The sequence below is a fragment of the Dyadobacter sp. BHUBP1 genome, assembly GCF_050587785.1.
In the GTDB taxonomy this organism is placed as follows: Bacteria; Bacteroidota; Bacteroidia; order Cytophagales; family Spirosomataceae; genus Dyadobacter.
The window spans coordinates 42,164-55,869 of the sequence record NZ_JBOBIH010000008.1 but is presented as its reverse complement, the minus strand read 5'-3'; the positions used below and the strand labels follow the sequence as shown (position 1 = coordinate 55,869).

The window sequence follows — 13,706 nt, the reverse complement described above, 5'->3', positions numbered from 1 at the left end:
ACCTGTTATTTTTTGCCGGTGAAAGTGTATTGCACGCCGAAAACGAATGTCCGTGGTGCCGCAGCATTGTAAGTCGTGCGGTCGGTAGCGTTGTTGCCGCGGGTTGCATTGGTGGCGTAAAGCACATCGGTCAGGTTGAGCACATTCGTGAAGAGCTCAATGCCTTTCCAGTTATATCCCAGTCTCAGATTCAGGATGTCATAACCTTCGTATCGGACGGAATTGATCTGATTCTGATAATAGGAAGCCACATGCTGCCATTCCACCGACGACCGGAGATTTTTAAACCATTTGGGATAATAGCTGAACTCTGTGTTCCAAAGCCAGCGCGGCGAGGAAGGCATATCCTTGCCATTGACATTCTTCACGGCGTCGGACTCGCGGCTGCTCAGAGTGAACTCGTCATACCTGTGAATGGCTGTAGTACCGCCAAAACGGAAGAAGAATTCCTTCGTCGGCTTGTAGGTTACTCCGAATTCCGCGCCGCGGTGCAAAGTCTTTCCGGCCGATTGGTAATCGTACGAGTTGTCCGGCAGCCGCACATTCAGCAGCTCGTTGCGGCCATTCATTTGGTAGAATGCCAGGTCGATGTAAACCTTGTTATCGACCAGAGATGCCCAGCCGCCGATTTCTGCATTGTTGAATTCAGCTGGTTTCAGATTGTAGTAGAACCAATCACCGTTTTCCAACGGTATGGTACGTTTGCGGAACACCGACGTCAGTCCAGGAGGAGAAAACCCTCTCGAATAATTGGCATAAATCCCTTTTCCTTTACCTAAATCATAAGTAGCCCCGATTTTTGGCGTAACCTTACTGTACGATTTGCTGCCCGAAGTATTATCGAGGAAATTGGCGTAGGTAAACGACATCCGGTCATAGCGCAACCCTGCCGATACGCGAAGTTTCGGCAAGAGTTCGAAATCATATTGTGTGTATGCCGCTGTGTTCTTGATATCCGCATCATAATCCGCATTTCGAATGTCCGGCCGCTCTTGTACGATGGTATATTTCTCCACCGACTTTCCGTCCGGGCGCAGTTGGGCTGCCAGGTCGATCTGATAGGACCAGTAGTTGGATGGTGAGAAATCGAAAACGGCACCTGTGATCAGTTTGGAATTAAGGAACCTAAACCGCTGGCTGTGCTGGGCGAGTATGCCAATGCTTTTGAAGTCGCTCGAATTGATTTCGCCCCTGGCTGTTGTTTGCCCGGAGGTCCAGCGAATGCCGTAATTCGGGTTCTGGCCGTGTTCATTTTTTCTTGCAAAAGCGGTCACGAATGTCTGTGAGCCATTTTTCCAATCTTTTTCAAGGGTAAGCCGGCTGCGCAGCGAGCTCACTTTACGGTAGGTAAAGTCGGTAGTACTCACATACTGGCGGGAATAAAATGCAAGGCTGTCCACGCTGCCGCTCGTTTGCGAATCATATTTGCTGTAAGCCAGCGTGTAAATCAGGCGCGTCGACGGTGTGAAATGATATTCCAGCCGTGCATTGATCGCGTTTTTGTCATAATCCGAGCTTTTCATCCAAGCGTCGCGCTGATTGGCGACGAATCCGCCCACGTAAACGCCGAATTTCCCGATCATGCCGCCCGCGCCATACTGAATGCGCTTATAGCCCCATTGATCAGCCTGCACGCCGATTTTGGCAGTCGGTAATATCGTAGGTCGCTGCGTGATAAAGTTGATCGCACCACCCACGGCTTCCGGGCCGTATATAGAGGAAACGGGGCCTTTCACCACTTCCACCGAGCTGATTGCAAACTGGTTGAATTCCAGAATGGAGTTATGGTTGAAAACGCCCATCGGCCGGATCGGCACGCCGTCTTCCATGTAAAGGAAATAGGCATTGGTGGTAAATGGCTGGCGGATCGCCATCGAATGCTGCTCGTTGCCGAGGTTCACCATCATCACGCCGGGTACTTTGTTCACGATTTCGTACATGGCCGTAGGTTTGGCCTCGTCGATCATCCGTGGGGTTAGTTTGGAAATAGCGATGGGGCTCTCGGTACGCAAAGTTGCCTCGCGGTTGCCCGTCAAAACGACCGATTGCAGGTTTTCCGCAGCCGCGTCAAGCCCGATCTTAACGCTTTTACCATTTTCGATCTGGACTTCTCTGGCAGAGAACCCGATGCTGGAAATGCGGAGTATTGCATTAGAAACCGGTCTGTTGAATGCAAAATGGCCGTTGTTGTCAGTGGTGGTACCGAGGTTGGCCGAGACGATCTGCACCGTGGCTCCGGGAATGGGCTCTTTGGTCTGGGTATCGAATACACTGCCTTCGATGCCCTGCGCGACAGCCGCGTGCGCGCATACATACAGGAATAGCGCCTGTAAAAATATTTTCAGGTTCATTATAATGCTTTAAGAGATTAAAATTCAGTTAGGTATCATGAATTTGATCTCCTGGGCGGGCGTAGCAATTTGCTGATTGGCGCAGAGTAAAAAAGTAACTGGTGGAAGAAACGAACCGGTTCCCGGAATTCTGTGGTCCCCGGTTCAAAGTTGTAAGAATAGGGTTGTGGGGTAAATAGTTGGATGACTGGGATGTTGTGAACTTTCTCCGAAGTCTCCTTGTCCTGCTTTTCCTTTTGCTGTTTGAGCTTTTTCGCCAGGTAACATTTGCCGTCGCAATGCAGCTCGGGACGTTTCCGGTTTTCGCAAAGTACCTTGGCGATGTATTCCCGGTTCAGTTTAAAATAGGCGATCGTTCCCCACGGACTGAGCGTGGGTAGCATAATAGCTGCGAGCAGTATGTAGGCTATAACGGAGCGCATATTTTACTTCGGCTTTCGGCTGTCGGCTGTCGGCTTTTTTGTCCAAACGAAAGTTCGAAAGCCGATAGCCGACGGCCGAAGTACATTTAAAACGATGTCCCTACGCCGGGATCGGAAAAACGTTTGTCTTTGATGAAATCATCGTCATTCAGTGTTTTCAGAAATGCGATAATCGATTGCTTTTCGGCGCTTGTCAGGCTAATCCCGCGTTTTTGGCCCGCTATATTCAGCAATGGGTCTAATGTGGGCGAAACATAAATACTATCCTTGCTGCCGGGTTTGTCGTTCGCGTAATGATCGATCACCTGTTCCAGCGTCGTGAAACGGCCGTCGTGCATGTAAGGCGCGGTCAGGCCCACATTCCGCAGGCTCGGTACCTTAAATTTCAACCGGTCGCCGTCATTCAAAGTAATGGCATACCTGCCCTGGTCGTTGATCCGGTTGGGTACCAGTCCATTGTTTCTGAATTTCTGATCCGTAAAAAGCTCACCGGCGTGGCAGGAAGCACATTTTTGTTTAAAAACAGATAAACCATCCTTCTCCTGCGCGGTGAGCGCGGAAGCGTCGCCTTTTAGGAAATAATCGTACCGGGACGTAGCCGAAACCATGGTCATCATAAACTGCGACAGCGCCTGCATCATCCGGTCGGCGGTAATGCTATCGCTACCGAACGCCGCTTTGAACATTTTAGGATAATCGACTTGCTTAGCGGCACCCGTTATCGGCGTTTTTTTCAACTTCTCAATCACATTACCGACCCGCTCGTCCATCTCCACCTTATTTTGAATGGGCACCGGCGGCACCATATCCATATCATGCACGCCACCATCCCAAAAGAAGGAAGTATTCCAGGCCATATTCTGCACAGATGGCGCATTGCGCGTGCCGATCTTATCATCCACGCCGTGGCTGAGGTCGTGGCCATGGTGCGTAAATGCAGCCTGTTGCTGGTGGCACGTCCCGCAGCCGATATTGTCGGTCCGTGAAAGGATGCCATCGTAAAACAGGAATTTTCCCAATTCGACGCCTTCGACGGTCAACGGGTTTTTAGACAAATCATAAACCGGATCAGGGAAATAGGAAGGCTTTGTCCATTGCAGTGGCGTAGGCGTATTGTCTGTTGGCTTAGGTCCCGGCTCGTCGGTGCTGCTTTTTTTGCAAGAAACGGCCAACGCCAGCAGCGCCGCCAAAAAAACCAATATGCCCGTAACCTTCCTCATTTTGTTTGTTAGCGCGCTGTTTAGTTGATCTTTATTTCCTTGACATTAAACATTCCGGCGTAATTGTCGGCTACATACTTCGAAGAATCGGTAAACATCAGTGATGAGCTTTTTTTGATGCTCAACTGTGTGGAACCATTGAAAATTTTCTGAATATCGGCCTGGATCAGCACATTGGAGACAATGCTTGTCGTAACGATTGCCTTTTGGCCAGGGAAAGCCAGTTTGACAGTCCTGAGATTGTTGATGGTCTTTTCCGTTCTGCCCCCGAAAAAACCAATGTGGTAGTAGTACTTGCCATTGGCAGTCGTTGCGGAATCGGAAGAACCTTCCAGTTTCAGGAAAATGTAGCCCGGGTTCCAGTCCCAGTACATGGCCTCTTCATTGGTAGGGCCTGTATATATGTCGAGAATACCCTTTCGCCCAGGCGAATCCGGTTCCATTACGCTACGTACGCTATCGACTCCTACCATAAACTCGATGCCGGTATAATCACCAGTCAGCACATTCCGGATCGTAAGTTTTTGCGACTCCTTATTCGCCTCGCGGATCAGGAAGTAGCTCGAATCCTGAGGCACCGCGAATATGCTGCCATCCAATTTGATGAGTTTGATATTCGAAATGTAGTAGTTGAGCTTGCTGACTGTGAAATCCTCGCCCACCGCATTTATATATCGTGTGCTGTCGAGCTGCAAATCCTTGTCACCTACGATGTTATCGAATTGCAGCTGAATGGTGCCGGTTTCAATCGGATCGGTATCGTCGTCTTCGTCCGGGAAAGAGCAGGAAAACATCAGTAACCCCGAGGCCAGTGCCCAGGCAGACAGCCATGAAAATGTTCTTTTCATCATGTAGTTTTTGTAAAATGAAGTTTGCACACAGCCCATAGGCGTGCTTTAAGCCGGCAAAATGGCAAACAGAATTTGTTCCAGCTAATGATAGAACTGTAAACGGGGTGATTTTATGCTAAATCAGATGAGCGGGGGATGAAAAATATCGTCCGCCGCAATGCGGGGTGTGAAGGAAGAGGTAAGAGAGAAAACCGCCTGTGGCAGCAGTTCGACGACAACGGGTTGTTGCGCAAAGGAAAAATCCGCACGCTGGTCCATTACCTGGTCGATCAGTCGCGACATATAAGTTTTTTCGGCCTGGCGTTTTTCCTGTTCATCCAGCGCGGCAATGCGTTTGGCGAGGTAGCATTTACCATCGCAATGCATTTGCGGCCGGTTCCTGTTTTCGCAGAGATTCGCAACGATGTATTCGCGCCGGATCTCAAAATCGAGGTACAACAACGGAATCACCCATACTTTGACCAGCAGAAGGCCAAGCAGGCTGAGGGATATCCATTGTTTTGCAGAATTTCTCACGATTGTTTTGCAGAATTTCTCACGATATCAAAAACGAACAAACCGGATGAAATGGTGTTTGCGCACAAAGGTAATGATGAATGCACAGAAACGATCGAATTATTGAATGATCCTGCCTCCCGTTAGCGGATTTTATAATGAATTTGTAGCGATAATCCACCGGAATAGAGAAATCGGTTATTGAATCCCTCAGGGGTGTAACCAAACCCGGGGAAGTACTGAACATAAGTATCTGCCTTTGTCCGCCGCCCCATTACATTTCTGAAGGTTAAACGCAGGAGCCAGTTGCTTGCCAGGTTGAAATCAAAACCGAAATAACCTTCGAATCCCAATGCGACATTGTTTGTTTCCTTGAACCGGCCTTCATAATCACCGAATGTGGGGCCCTTAAAGCGGTAGCTCCCTTTATACCCAGCAATGGAAATGACCGGACCATAGCCGGCGTAGAGGATCCTGCGCGTACTGCGCATTCGCCTCACCTCATATGCGGCGCGCAGATATGTGCCTTTGAATGCCTGCGAAGGATTGAAGTCGTTGTATTGTCGCGTGTCGCCACTGGCAAAACCTGCTCCAAAGTACAAGCGCCGGCCGGGCTTCTTCAAATCGAGCAGGTAATAGGGTTCTGCAATGAAAGTATTGCGGATGTAATACTTGTTTGAAAAAATGAATGAGGGCACGCTATTGATTACGTCGAGGCCCATGTAGGAAGATCTTTTGACTAGCGTGTCCTGCGCTTGCGAAACGAACGACACGCTTACAAAGATCATTAATATTGAAAATCGTTTCATGGCTTGATCCGTATTGTGATTCCTGCACCGGGTTCAGCATTTAACCAGGGTTGCGGGCCGGGGTTAACATAGGGGTCGAAGTAAATATTCGTTTCAGTGAAAGTGGAATAGTATTTGTTGACCGTGGTTGGCTCTTGTGCATCGGTGATAAAACCGCAGCCTCCTTTGTATCGGAATACGCGTTGATAGTAGATAGCAAGTGTATCGGTGCGTTCGGAAAACTGGAACACGTAAGTAGTGGTGTCGGAAACGAGTGAAATGGGTAGAGAGATGGAGTAGTAATGTTGGGGTGTAAAGTTGTCTGTTTGCTGCCTGATGGCCTCCTGGCTCACCGCATTCAGAGCGTAAATCGAATCTAATATCAGGGAATCTTCTCCAAAATAGATTCTTGCGGACAGTTCCGCTTGCGGCCCGCAGTCGATGCAGCTTTGGACGCCGACTGCTGACAATATGAAGATGATGGATAGAAGATGCTTCATCAAAACGGTCCGGAAGGTTTTAGCTAACCGGTGAGACACATTTTCCTAAAACATCGTTGCCGCCGCAGGATAATCGCACTTTAAATCAGTACTTAGTGTGGGACATTAAAAGTATATTTGAGAAAAAAGGCACACTATACCATGGCAGCACAGGCATTAGCAATTTCACAACCGACCATGTATTCAGAAGAGGAATATCTCCGCATTGAAAACGACGCGTTTGAAAAGAGCGAGTATTTTCAGGGGCAGATTATCAAAATGGCCGGAGCTACACCGAATCACAATCGTGTGAAGGAGAATATAGTTGGGGAACTCTATTCGGTTCTGAAAAAGGGGAAATCGTGCCGAAGTTCTTCAAGTGATCAACGGATTCACATTCCGGCCAATTCGCTTTACACCTATCCTGACATTGTTATCGTCTGCGGGCCGAACAAATTTTCAAAACTGGATCGCATTACAATCACCAATCCATCAGTGATCATCGAAATCCTTTCTCTTTCCACGAGTGAGTACGACCGAGGTGAGAAATTCAAATTGTATCGTGACATTGAAACTTTACAGGAATATGTGTTGGTAGATTCCCGCAAACCCTACGCGCAGGTTTTCCGCCGGATGCCCGATAATCAATGGATATTAGCCGACGACGCATTCTCCCTTAGCGAATCAATTACGATTCAAACAATCGGTGCTGCGCTGCAAATGGCCGATCTTTATGATGGTATCGAGAATGTAAGCAGCCTCTTATCCCCGCCCGAAGAGTAATTTTCCTATATTTGCCCTTTAAACAATAAGGGGCTTTTTGCTCCGTTTAAGATCAAAATTGTTTTTGAATAGAATCGACCTCTGTTTCATTCGCTTAACCATTCACTTTTTATTTCTGATATGATGCTTCTGCAAGCACTTACTGACTCTACTGCGGCTGCACCCGTCGCTGAGCAGGGCCTTTCTGTAATCGATTTGCTCGCCAAAGGGGGGTGGGTAATGTTGCCACTGGGATTGTTGTTCCTGGCGACGCTATTCCTCATTATCGAACGTTTCCTGGGTATCGGCGCCAATGGTAAGATCGAGCCGCAATTTGTCGACAATGTGAAGGATTTTATTCAACAGGGAAATTTGAAATCGGCGGAGTCGCTTTGCAGAAACCAGCGTAACGCCGCCGGCCGCATTCTGGAAAGGGCGATCGGCCGCATTGGTTACCCGATCAAAGACATTGAAACAACGATTGAAAATGCCAGCCAGATCGAGATCCAGCGTATGGAAGGAAATCTGCCTTACCTGGGGGTGATCGCGGGTATCGCGCCGATGCTCGGGTTCGTGGGTACGATTTCCGGTATCATCCGTATTTTTTACGATATTTCGATCTCCAACGACTTTAATATCAGCACTATCGCAGGGGGTATGTATGAGAAAATGATCACTTCCGGTTCGGGTCTGATCATTGGTCTGATCGCCTACGCGGGTTACCACTTGCTGAACATGAAAATCGACCGTTTTGCATTGCGCCTGCAAATGGCCGCATCCGACTTCCTGGATGTGCTTTCAAAGCCGGTTGCTGCAAAATAGCTATTGATAACCAGGCAGGGTTTCAAAGTTGCCCGGTTTAAACCTCATTATAGATATGAAAATACGTCGGAAGAGCCGGTTTGCCCCGGAGGTGTTCACGCACTCGCTCAACGATATCATGTTCTTCCTGTTGCTGTTCTTTTTGATCATCTCCACGATGTCCAATCCGAACGTAATCAAACTGATGCTGCCCAAAGCATCGGCGACGCAACAGATGTACAAAAAACAGATTACGCTCTCGGTCGATGAGCATAAGGCCTATTTTATTGATAAAGAGCCTGTTCCTTTTGATAATCTGGAAACGCAATTGCAAAGTATTTTTGCCGGTGTGGAAGAACGAACGGTGGTGCTGCGGGTAGATAAGAACCTCGCCGTGCAGGATCTCGTGGACGTGCTCGAAATCGGGGCCAAGAACGATATCAAGATGGTAATGGCTACGGCTAAATAGATTTTTAGGGAGAAAGGAGGAGGGAGAGAGGAGAATGGAAAGGGTTTGAAGGTTTTGATCTTCAAACCCTTTTGCTATTTCTAATGGTTAGCAGCGCTTTGATAGATTTGCTCCACGATGGATTGCAGGATAGCTCCTTGCGCTCCGTCGCAAATGTTGGCAGGTTTGCCGTCGCAGAGATCCATGAATGCGAGGGTGTTCCGCAATTGAGTGTCGATAGCACCCAAATGTGGGAAGCGGATATCGGCCAGCTCGCCGGCGATTTCGGTGTATACCGACAGCGGAAATAATTTGGCACCGCCTTTTGTCCCGAAAACTTCCAGATTGATCGTCTCCTCCTGCTCCATATTCAGAGCAAATGAGGTAGATAGCGCAATGCTGACATTGCCGGGAAATGACAGATGTGCAAAGCAGGCATCCTCCACTTCGAATGTAGCAGGGTTCCAGGCGCCTTTCAGGCCTTTTCCACCGGTTTTACCGATGAAATCGTACGTATTGGCTACAATGCGCGTGGGAAGCTGGTAGCCTGTCAGGCCAAGGGCTAAATCGAGAATATGGACGCCTAGGTCGATCAATGCGCCGCCCCCCTGGATCGTTTTGTTGGTGAAATTACCCCAGCCCGGAATGCCACGGCGACGCAGATAGCTGGCCTTGATGTGGTAAATATCACCCAGGTTGCCGAGTGCATGATAATTTCTCAGCGTCGAATATTCCGGCGCATGACGGCGCTGGAAGTTGTAGGCCAGGGTTAATCCCTTCTTTTGAGCCAGATCGGCCATTTCGCGCGCCTCGCGGGCATGCATGGCCGGCGGCTTTTCACAAAATACATGACAGCCATTTTCAAGCGCCTGCATGGTAAACGGGTAATGCAGGTTATTGGCCGTGCAATTGATCACAATATCCGGCTTGCCTTCACTGCGGTACATTTCGTCGGGGTTGTCGTACGCAAACGGCACACCGTGCTTGTCGGCCAGGGTCTGGGCTTTATGGATGTCACGGCTGCATATCGATACGACCTTGACGCGATCGGGCAATAGGGCTAATGCCGGAAGGTGGTTTTGGTCGGCAATGTGCCCGCCGCCGATGATAGCGGCTTTCAGGATTGACATGAATCGGAAGAATAAGTTAATTATTCTTCCAAATATCCGGATTTAGGACAAGAAAACAGGTAAGTCAGGGTTCAATTGGTTTTTGATACTTCCAAACAGCCTTCTTGATTTTCAGGTCTGGGTCGCTGTAATTGAGATGTCGGTATTTGCCGGCCTGTTCGTCGTCGGTAGCGTTCATCGAAGGTGTTCTCGGAAGAAGATTCCATGACCAGCCATAGGCAATATCCGGAACTCTTCCGGATTTAGACAAGTTGAGCGTTCCATGGAGAAAAGAACCGATTTCTTCCATTGTGGGAGTAGCAAGGAGGTTTTTAGAGCCAAAATTCAGAAACCCCTGCCGTTTGTCCTGATCCTCTTTGTCCAGCTTAAAATTGACTTCCAAAGTATATTCCATTTCAACCGGCTTGCCGTTCTGTACTGCGGGACTCCATTTCGGCATTTCATTTACGACGCGCAATGCTTCCTTATCGATGCCGTAACCAATGTTTTTCAGACTTTTCGCATTGCGGATATCGCCATTTTTATCCACAGTAAAAGACACCAGTGCGATCGCTTCCACGTTCGTTTTGCGAGCAGCTTCCGGATATTGCAGGTTTTGAAGAAGGTATCGCATCAATGCCTCGTTACCGCCAGGAAATGAGGGCCGTTGCTCAGCTATTTTCATATTATCGCTGACCGGCGAAGAAGTAGCAGCCGTATCGCCGTCGGTGATCGGTTGACCGACAACTACCGGGCCGGTAATTTGATTTACAGCCTTTTTGACGATCACTCCGAGCTCCTGATTATTATCCGTCAACTTAAATTCCTGTGTTTCATATGCAACGTGTGTGATAACGAGCCTGGAATTGGCGGGTACATTTTGCAGCTCAAACCGGCCATTGTGATCAGTAGTTGTGCCACGGGTGGTTCCGGCTATGATGATGGTTGCATCTTCGACCGGTCCGTCGGTTTCGTCCACGATGAGTCCTCTTACACGTATCGTCTTTTCAGCCTCCGTTTTAAGCCGATCGATAGCCTGCAGCGGCGACCGGGAGGCTGAGATGCTAACCGAACATGCGGCTGCCGGCAGGATCATCAAGTATTTGGCCAGTAGCCATCTCGAACTGCGTTGTTTGTAAATCATCTGAATCCGGCGTTTTAGCAATGATGCATTGAAAAAATGGTTGGCAATCGTAATGTCAGGGCTGCGCATCGCGTAGGCGACCAGGAATGAGGCGTAACCGTTCCGGTTTGGCACCGACTCGTCGGCCAGGTATTCGTGGACGGTTTCCATAGAGCGCTTGTAGAGCCAGACAACGGGGTTAATCCAGAAACCTATTTTCAGCAGTTCGATCAAAAGGATATCTGCGGTGTGCCATTGCCGGATATGCTCATACTCGTGCCGGATGATCGTGTCGGAATTATGGCGGTAGTCATGAGGACTTAAAAAGAGCCAGCGAAAGAATGAAAATGAGCTCCCGTTCCGACTACCGGTGTTTTCGGGCAACATCACCAATGAATAGTTGCCCATTTCGATCCTTTCGTTCCGACTGGCCATTTTGAAAAGCCTGAAAAGATTCGAAATGAATTTACAGGCCAGGATCAATACGCCGGTTGCATACAGCCCGAAAATCCAGCGCCATAGGTCAATCCGTTTTTCAGGTGTTTGATCGGCGATTACGGCAACGGAGATCGTTGCCTTCTGGTAGACGGTCTCCGGGACGTGGATTGTCGTGACCGGCTCCGCAAAATGGATGGCAGGCAATGCAAATGCGATCAGTAACGTGCCCAGCAGATAGAAGCGGTTCCAGTAAAAAAAGGTATGTTTTCGAAGTAAAAGCCAATAGCAGGCATAAAATAGCAGCCAGTATGCATTGACTTTTGCCAGATAGAGGAGTGTTTCCATGCAGGGCAGCGTTACGCTTGTTATTTGCTTTTGGTGATGATCGAAACGACACCGTTCGCACCACGAGAGCCATAAATTTTCGTCGATTCAGGGGCTTTGAGTACGTTGATACTTTCGATGGTATTGGGATCCATTGTTTTGATCAGGCTGCCATCTTCCAATGCTTCACCGTTCAGTATGTACAAAGGCTGGCTGCCGGCGCGAGTTGATTCCTCCCGCCCACGGATCTGTATTTTTGACTCAAATTTATCGCCTGTGCGCATTTCGGGTTGTGCTTCGAAAGTTTCACCTTGCAGTATGGTTCCCTCTTTCGGTTTTTGAATAACTGGTTGTGCGGCAGGTTTGAATCCGACAACTGTTGTCTCTTTCGCTTTGTCGGCGCCGACAGTCGTATCGTCGCCTATTTCCGCTAGCATGAAGTTGATAGGCACTGTGAATTTCGTACTGACTGCTTTCCCGTCTTGTTTGCCAGGTGTCCATTTGGGAAATTTAGAAACGACGCGGGCCGCTTCTTCATCGCAGCCATAGCCGATGCCTTTCAGAATTTTTACATCTTCAATATCACCGGTAGAAGTTACCACGAAGCTGACGAATACCTTGCCTCCTACATCAGCTTTGGAAGCTCGCGTGGGATACTTGATATTCCGGGCCAAAAACTTGAACATTTCAGCATTTCCACCCGGGTACTCCGGTGCAACTTCGACGGCCTCCAAAACGGGGCTGGCTTCCAAACGTTCCCCCGATTTTATTGCCTCATTTTCCTTTGAAACCTGACTCTCGCAGCCGGCCACAAGCAATGCGCTGGTTCCGATCATCGTTGCGGCAACCACGTAGGTGCCCAGCATCCATTTGGATGTGCGGTTCTTATAGATCATCTGAATACGGTTTTTTAATTGAGATGGTTTGAAAAAGTGATTGGTCAGCGAGGCAACAGGCGCATTAAGCGCATACGCGACGAGGAACTGAGCGTAATAATCACGGTTCGGGGCTTGCGCATCGGCCAGGTACTCGTGAATTTCTTGCAGTGACCGCTTGTACAACAGCAGCACCGGGTTGAACCAGAAAACGGTCCTTATGATTTCAATCAAAAGAATATCGAGGCTATGCCGCTGTTCGGTATGCACCATTTCATGCCGCAAAATGGCATCGAAATGGTTTTCATAGTCGTTGCGGTTGATGACGATCCATTTCAGGAATGAAAAGGAGCCTACCTGGTTGGAGTCGATCAGGATCACCGTGCAATCTTCCAACTTAATGCGCTCGCCCGAACGTAGGTATTGCTCCAGCTGGACGATGTTCCTGGCCAGTTGCGTAGCGGTGATAGTCAACCCCGCGATGTAGATCACCGTCAGGACTTGCATCCACGTCCACGCTTCCGGCTCTTCGCGTGCCTTACTGATCACCGAGAATGCCGAAGCATTCACTTCGTATATCACAGGCAGTTCGGGCGCCGAGGCCGGATAAATGATCTCCGGCAACGCGAAAGCGATAAGCAGCGAGCCCAGCAGGTACCAGCGGTTCCATTGGAAGAATGTATGCTTGCGAAGCATCGACCAGTAACAGAAATATAGCAACACCCAATAAAGGCTAACCTTGCCGATGTATATGAAATTTTCCATGGCTAACAGACGGTTTACTGGTCGTTTTTGTGTTGGTTGATCAGCTTCATGATCTCATCCAGATCTTTGGTATTCAGATCGTTATCCTTCACAAAAAAGGAAACCAGGTTGGGTAGCGAATTGTCGAAGTAGTTGACCATCAACTGCTTCATTTCGTGCCGCTTATATTCTTCTTCCGAAATGAGCGGGTAGTATTCGTGTGTTTTCCCGTACGCGTTGTAGCCTACCACCTCTTTCTTTTCGAGAATACGGATGATAGTAGATACGGTGTTGTAGGCTGGTTTGGGCTCGGGCATTTCCGCCAGAATGTCTTTCACAAAAGCCTTTTTCAGTTGCCAGAGAATTCTCATGACCTCTTCCTCTGCCCTCGTCAGGTTACGCATTTCCATAATGTTTCTTTCTTTAAAATGGGTTATAAGTAATGGGTAATTCAAATATATGACTATTTAATTAGT

The 13,706-nt window shown here is 48.7% G+C and carries 14 protein-coding genes; 3 read left to right on the top strand and 11 right to left on the bottom strand.

Features of this window, described 5'->3' with window-relative positions:
* Window positions 1-5: 5 nt before the first annotated feature.
* The 7 genes from ACQ4MZ_RS25400 to ACQ4MZ_RS25370 all read right to left on the bottom strand — a co-directional run bounded on the left by ACQ4MZ_RS25400 (window position 6) and on the right by ACQ4MZ_RS25370 (window position 6,630).
* The gene (locus ACQ4MZ_RS25400; protein ID WP_430849868.1) at window positions 6-2,351 is read right to left on the bottom strand and encodes a TonB-dependent receptor; all 2,346 of its coding nucleotides are present in this window, start codon (window positions 2,349-2,351) and stop codon (window positions 6-8) included.
* A gap of 35 nt (window positions 2,352-2,386) precedes the next feature.
* A complete protein-coding gene (locus ACQ4MZ_RS25395; protein WP_430849866.1) occupies window positions 2,387-2,773 on the bottom strand; it encodes a hypothetical protein in 387 nt (128 codons plus the stop codon).
* Between the two features lie 86 nt (window positions 2,774-2,859).
* Complete coding sequence (locus ACQ4MZ_RS25390; protein ID WP_430849864.1) at window positions 2,860-3,993, bottom strand: cytochrome-c peroxidase; 1,134 nt, start codon at window positions 3,991-3,993, stop codon at window positions 2,860-2,862.
* Between the two features lie 20 nt (window positions 3,994-4,013).
* Window positions 4,014-4,844: an MbnP family protein gene (locus ACQ4MZ_RS25385; protein WP_430849862.1), complete on the bottom strand. Its 831-nt coding sequence runs from the start codon at window positions 4,842-4,844 to the stop codon at window positions 4,014-4,016.
* Between the two features lie 120 nt (window positions 4,845-4,964).
* Complete coding sequence (locus ACQ4MZ_RS25380; protein ID WP_430849860.1) at window positions 4,965-5,360, bottom strand: hypothetical protein; 396 nt, start codon at window positions 5,358-5,360, stop codon at window positions 4,965-4,967.
* Window positions 5,361-5,482: 122 nt separating this feature from the next.
* A complete protein-coding gene (locus ACQ4MZ_RS25375; RefSeq protein WP_430849858.1) occupies window positions 5,483-6,148 on the bottom strand; it encodes a hypothetical protein in 666 nt (221 codons plus the stop codon).
* Complete coding sequence (locus ACQ4MZ_RS25370; protein WP_430849856.1) at window positions 6,145-6,630, bottom strand: hypothetical protein; 486 nt, start codon at window positions 6,628-6,630, stop codon at window positions 6,145-6,147. Before ACQ4MZ_RS25370 ends, ACQ4MZ_RS25375 begins: the two co-directional genes overlap by 4 nt.
* A gap of 114 nt (window positions 6,631-6,744) precedes the next feature.
* Between ACQ4MZ_RS25370 and ACQ4MZ_RS25365 the strand changes: the two genes are divergently transcribed.
* From ACQ4MZ_RS25365 to ACQ4MZ_RS25355, 3 genes are all read left to right on the top strand, one after another.
* Complete coding sequence (locus ACQ4MZ_RS25365) at window positions 6,745-7,389, top strand: Uma2 family endonuclease (RefSeq protein ID WP_430849854.1); 645 nt, start codon at window positions 6,745-6,747, stop codon at window positions 7,387-7,389.
* A gap of 120 nt (window positions 7,390-7,509) precedes the next feature.
* Entirely contained in the window at window positions 7,510-8,190 is a 681-nt protein-coding gene (locus tag ACQ4MZ_RS25360) for a MotA/TolQ/ExbB proton channel family protein (RefSeq protein WP_019944977.1), read from the top strand.
* Window positions 8,191-8,245: 55 nt separating this feature from the next.
* Window positions 8,246-8,638, top strand: coding sequence for an ExbD/TolR family protein (locus ACQ4MZ_RS25355; protein ID WP_106595503.1), 393 nt, complete (start codon window positions 8,246-8,248; stop codon window positions 8,636-8,638).
* A gap of 80 nt (window positions 8,639-8,718) precedes the next feature.
* Here the strand turns inward: ACQ4MZ_RS25355 and ACQ4MZ_RS25350 are convergent, their stop codons facing one another.
* The 4 genes from ACQ4MZ_RS25350 to ACQ4MZ_RS25335 all read right to left on the bottom strand — a co-directional run bounded on the left by ACQ4MZ_RS25350 (window position 8,719) and on the right by ACQ4MZ_RS25335 (window position 13,640).
* Window positions 8,719-9,747, bottom strand: coding sequence for a Gfo/Idh/MocA family protein (locus tag ACQ4MZ_RS25350; protein WP_430849851.1), 1,029 nt, complete (start codon window positions 9,745-9,747; stop codon window positions 8,719-8,721).
* 64 nt (window positions 9,748-9,811) lie between these two features.
* Entirely contained in the window at window positions 9,812-11,632 is a 1,821-nt protein-coding gene (locus ACQ4MZ_RS25345; protein ID WP_430849849.1) for a TonB family protein, read from the bottom strand.
* Window positions 11,633-11,652: 20 nt separating this feature from the next.
* Window positions 11,653-13,251: a TonB family protein gene (locus ACQ4MZ_RS25340; protein ID WP_430849847.1), complete on the bottom strand. Its 1,599-nt coding sequence runs from the start codon at window positions 13,249-13,251 to the stop codon at window positions 11,653-11,655.
* A gap of 14 nt (window positions 13,252-13,265) precedes the next feature.
* Window positions 13,266-13,640, bottom strand: a complete 375-nt coding sequence (locus ACQ4MZ_RS25335) for a BlaI/MecI/CopY family transcriptional regulator (protein WP_430849845.1) — start codon at window positions 13,638-13,640, stop codon at window positions 13,266-13,268.
* Window positions 13,641-13,706: the final 66 nt, after the last annotated feature.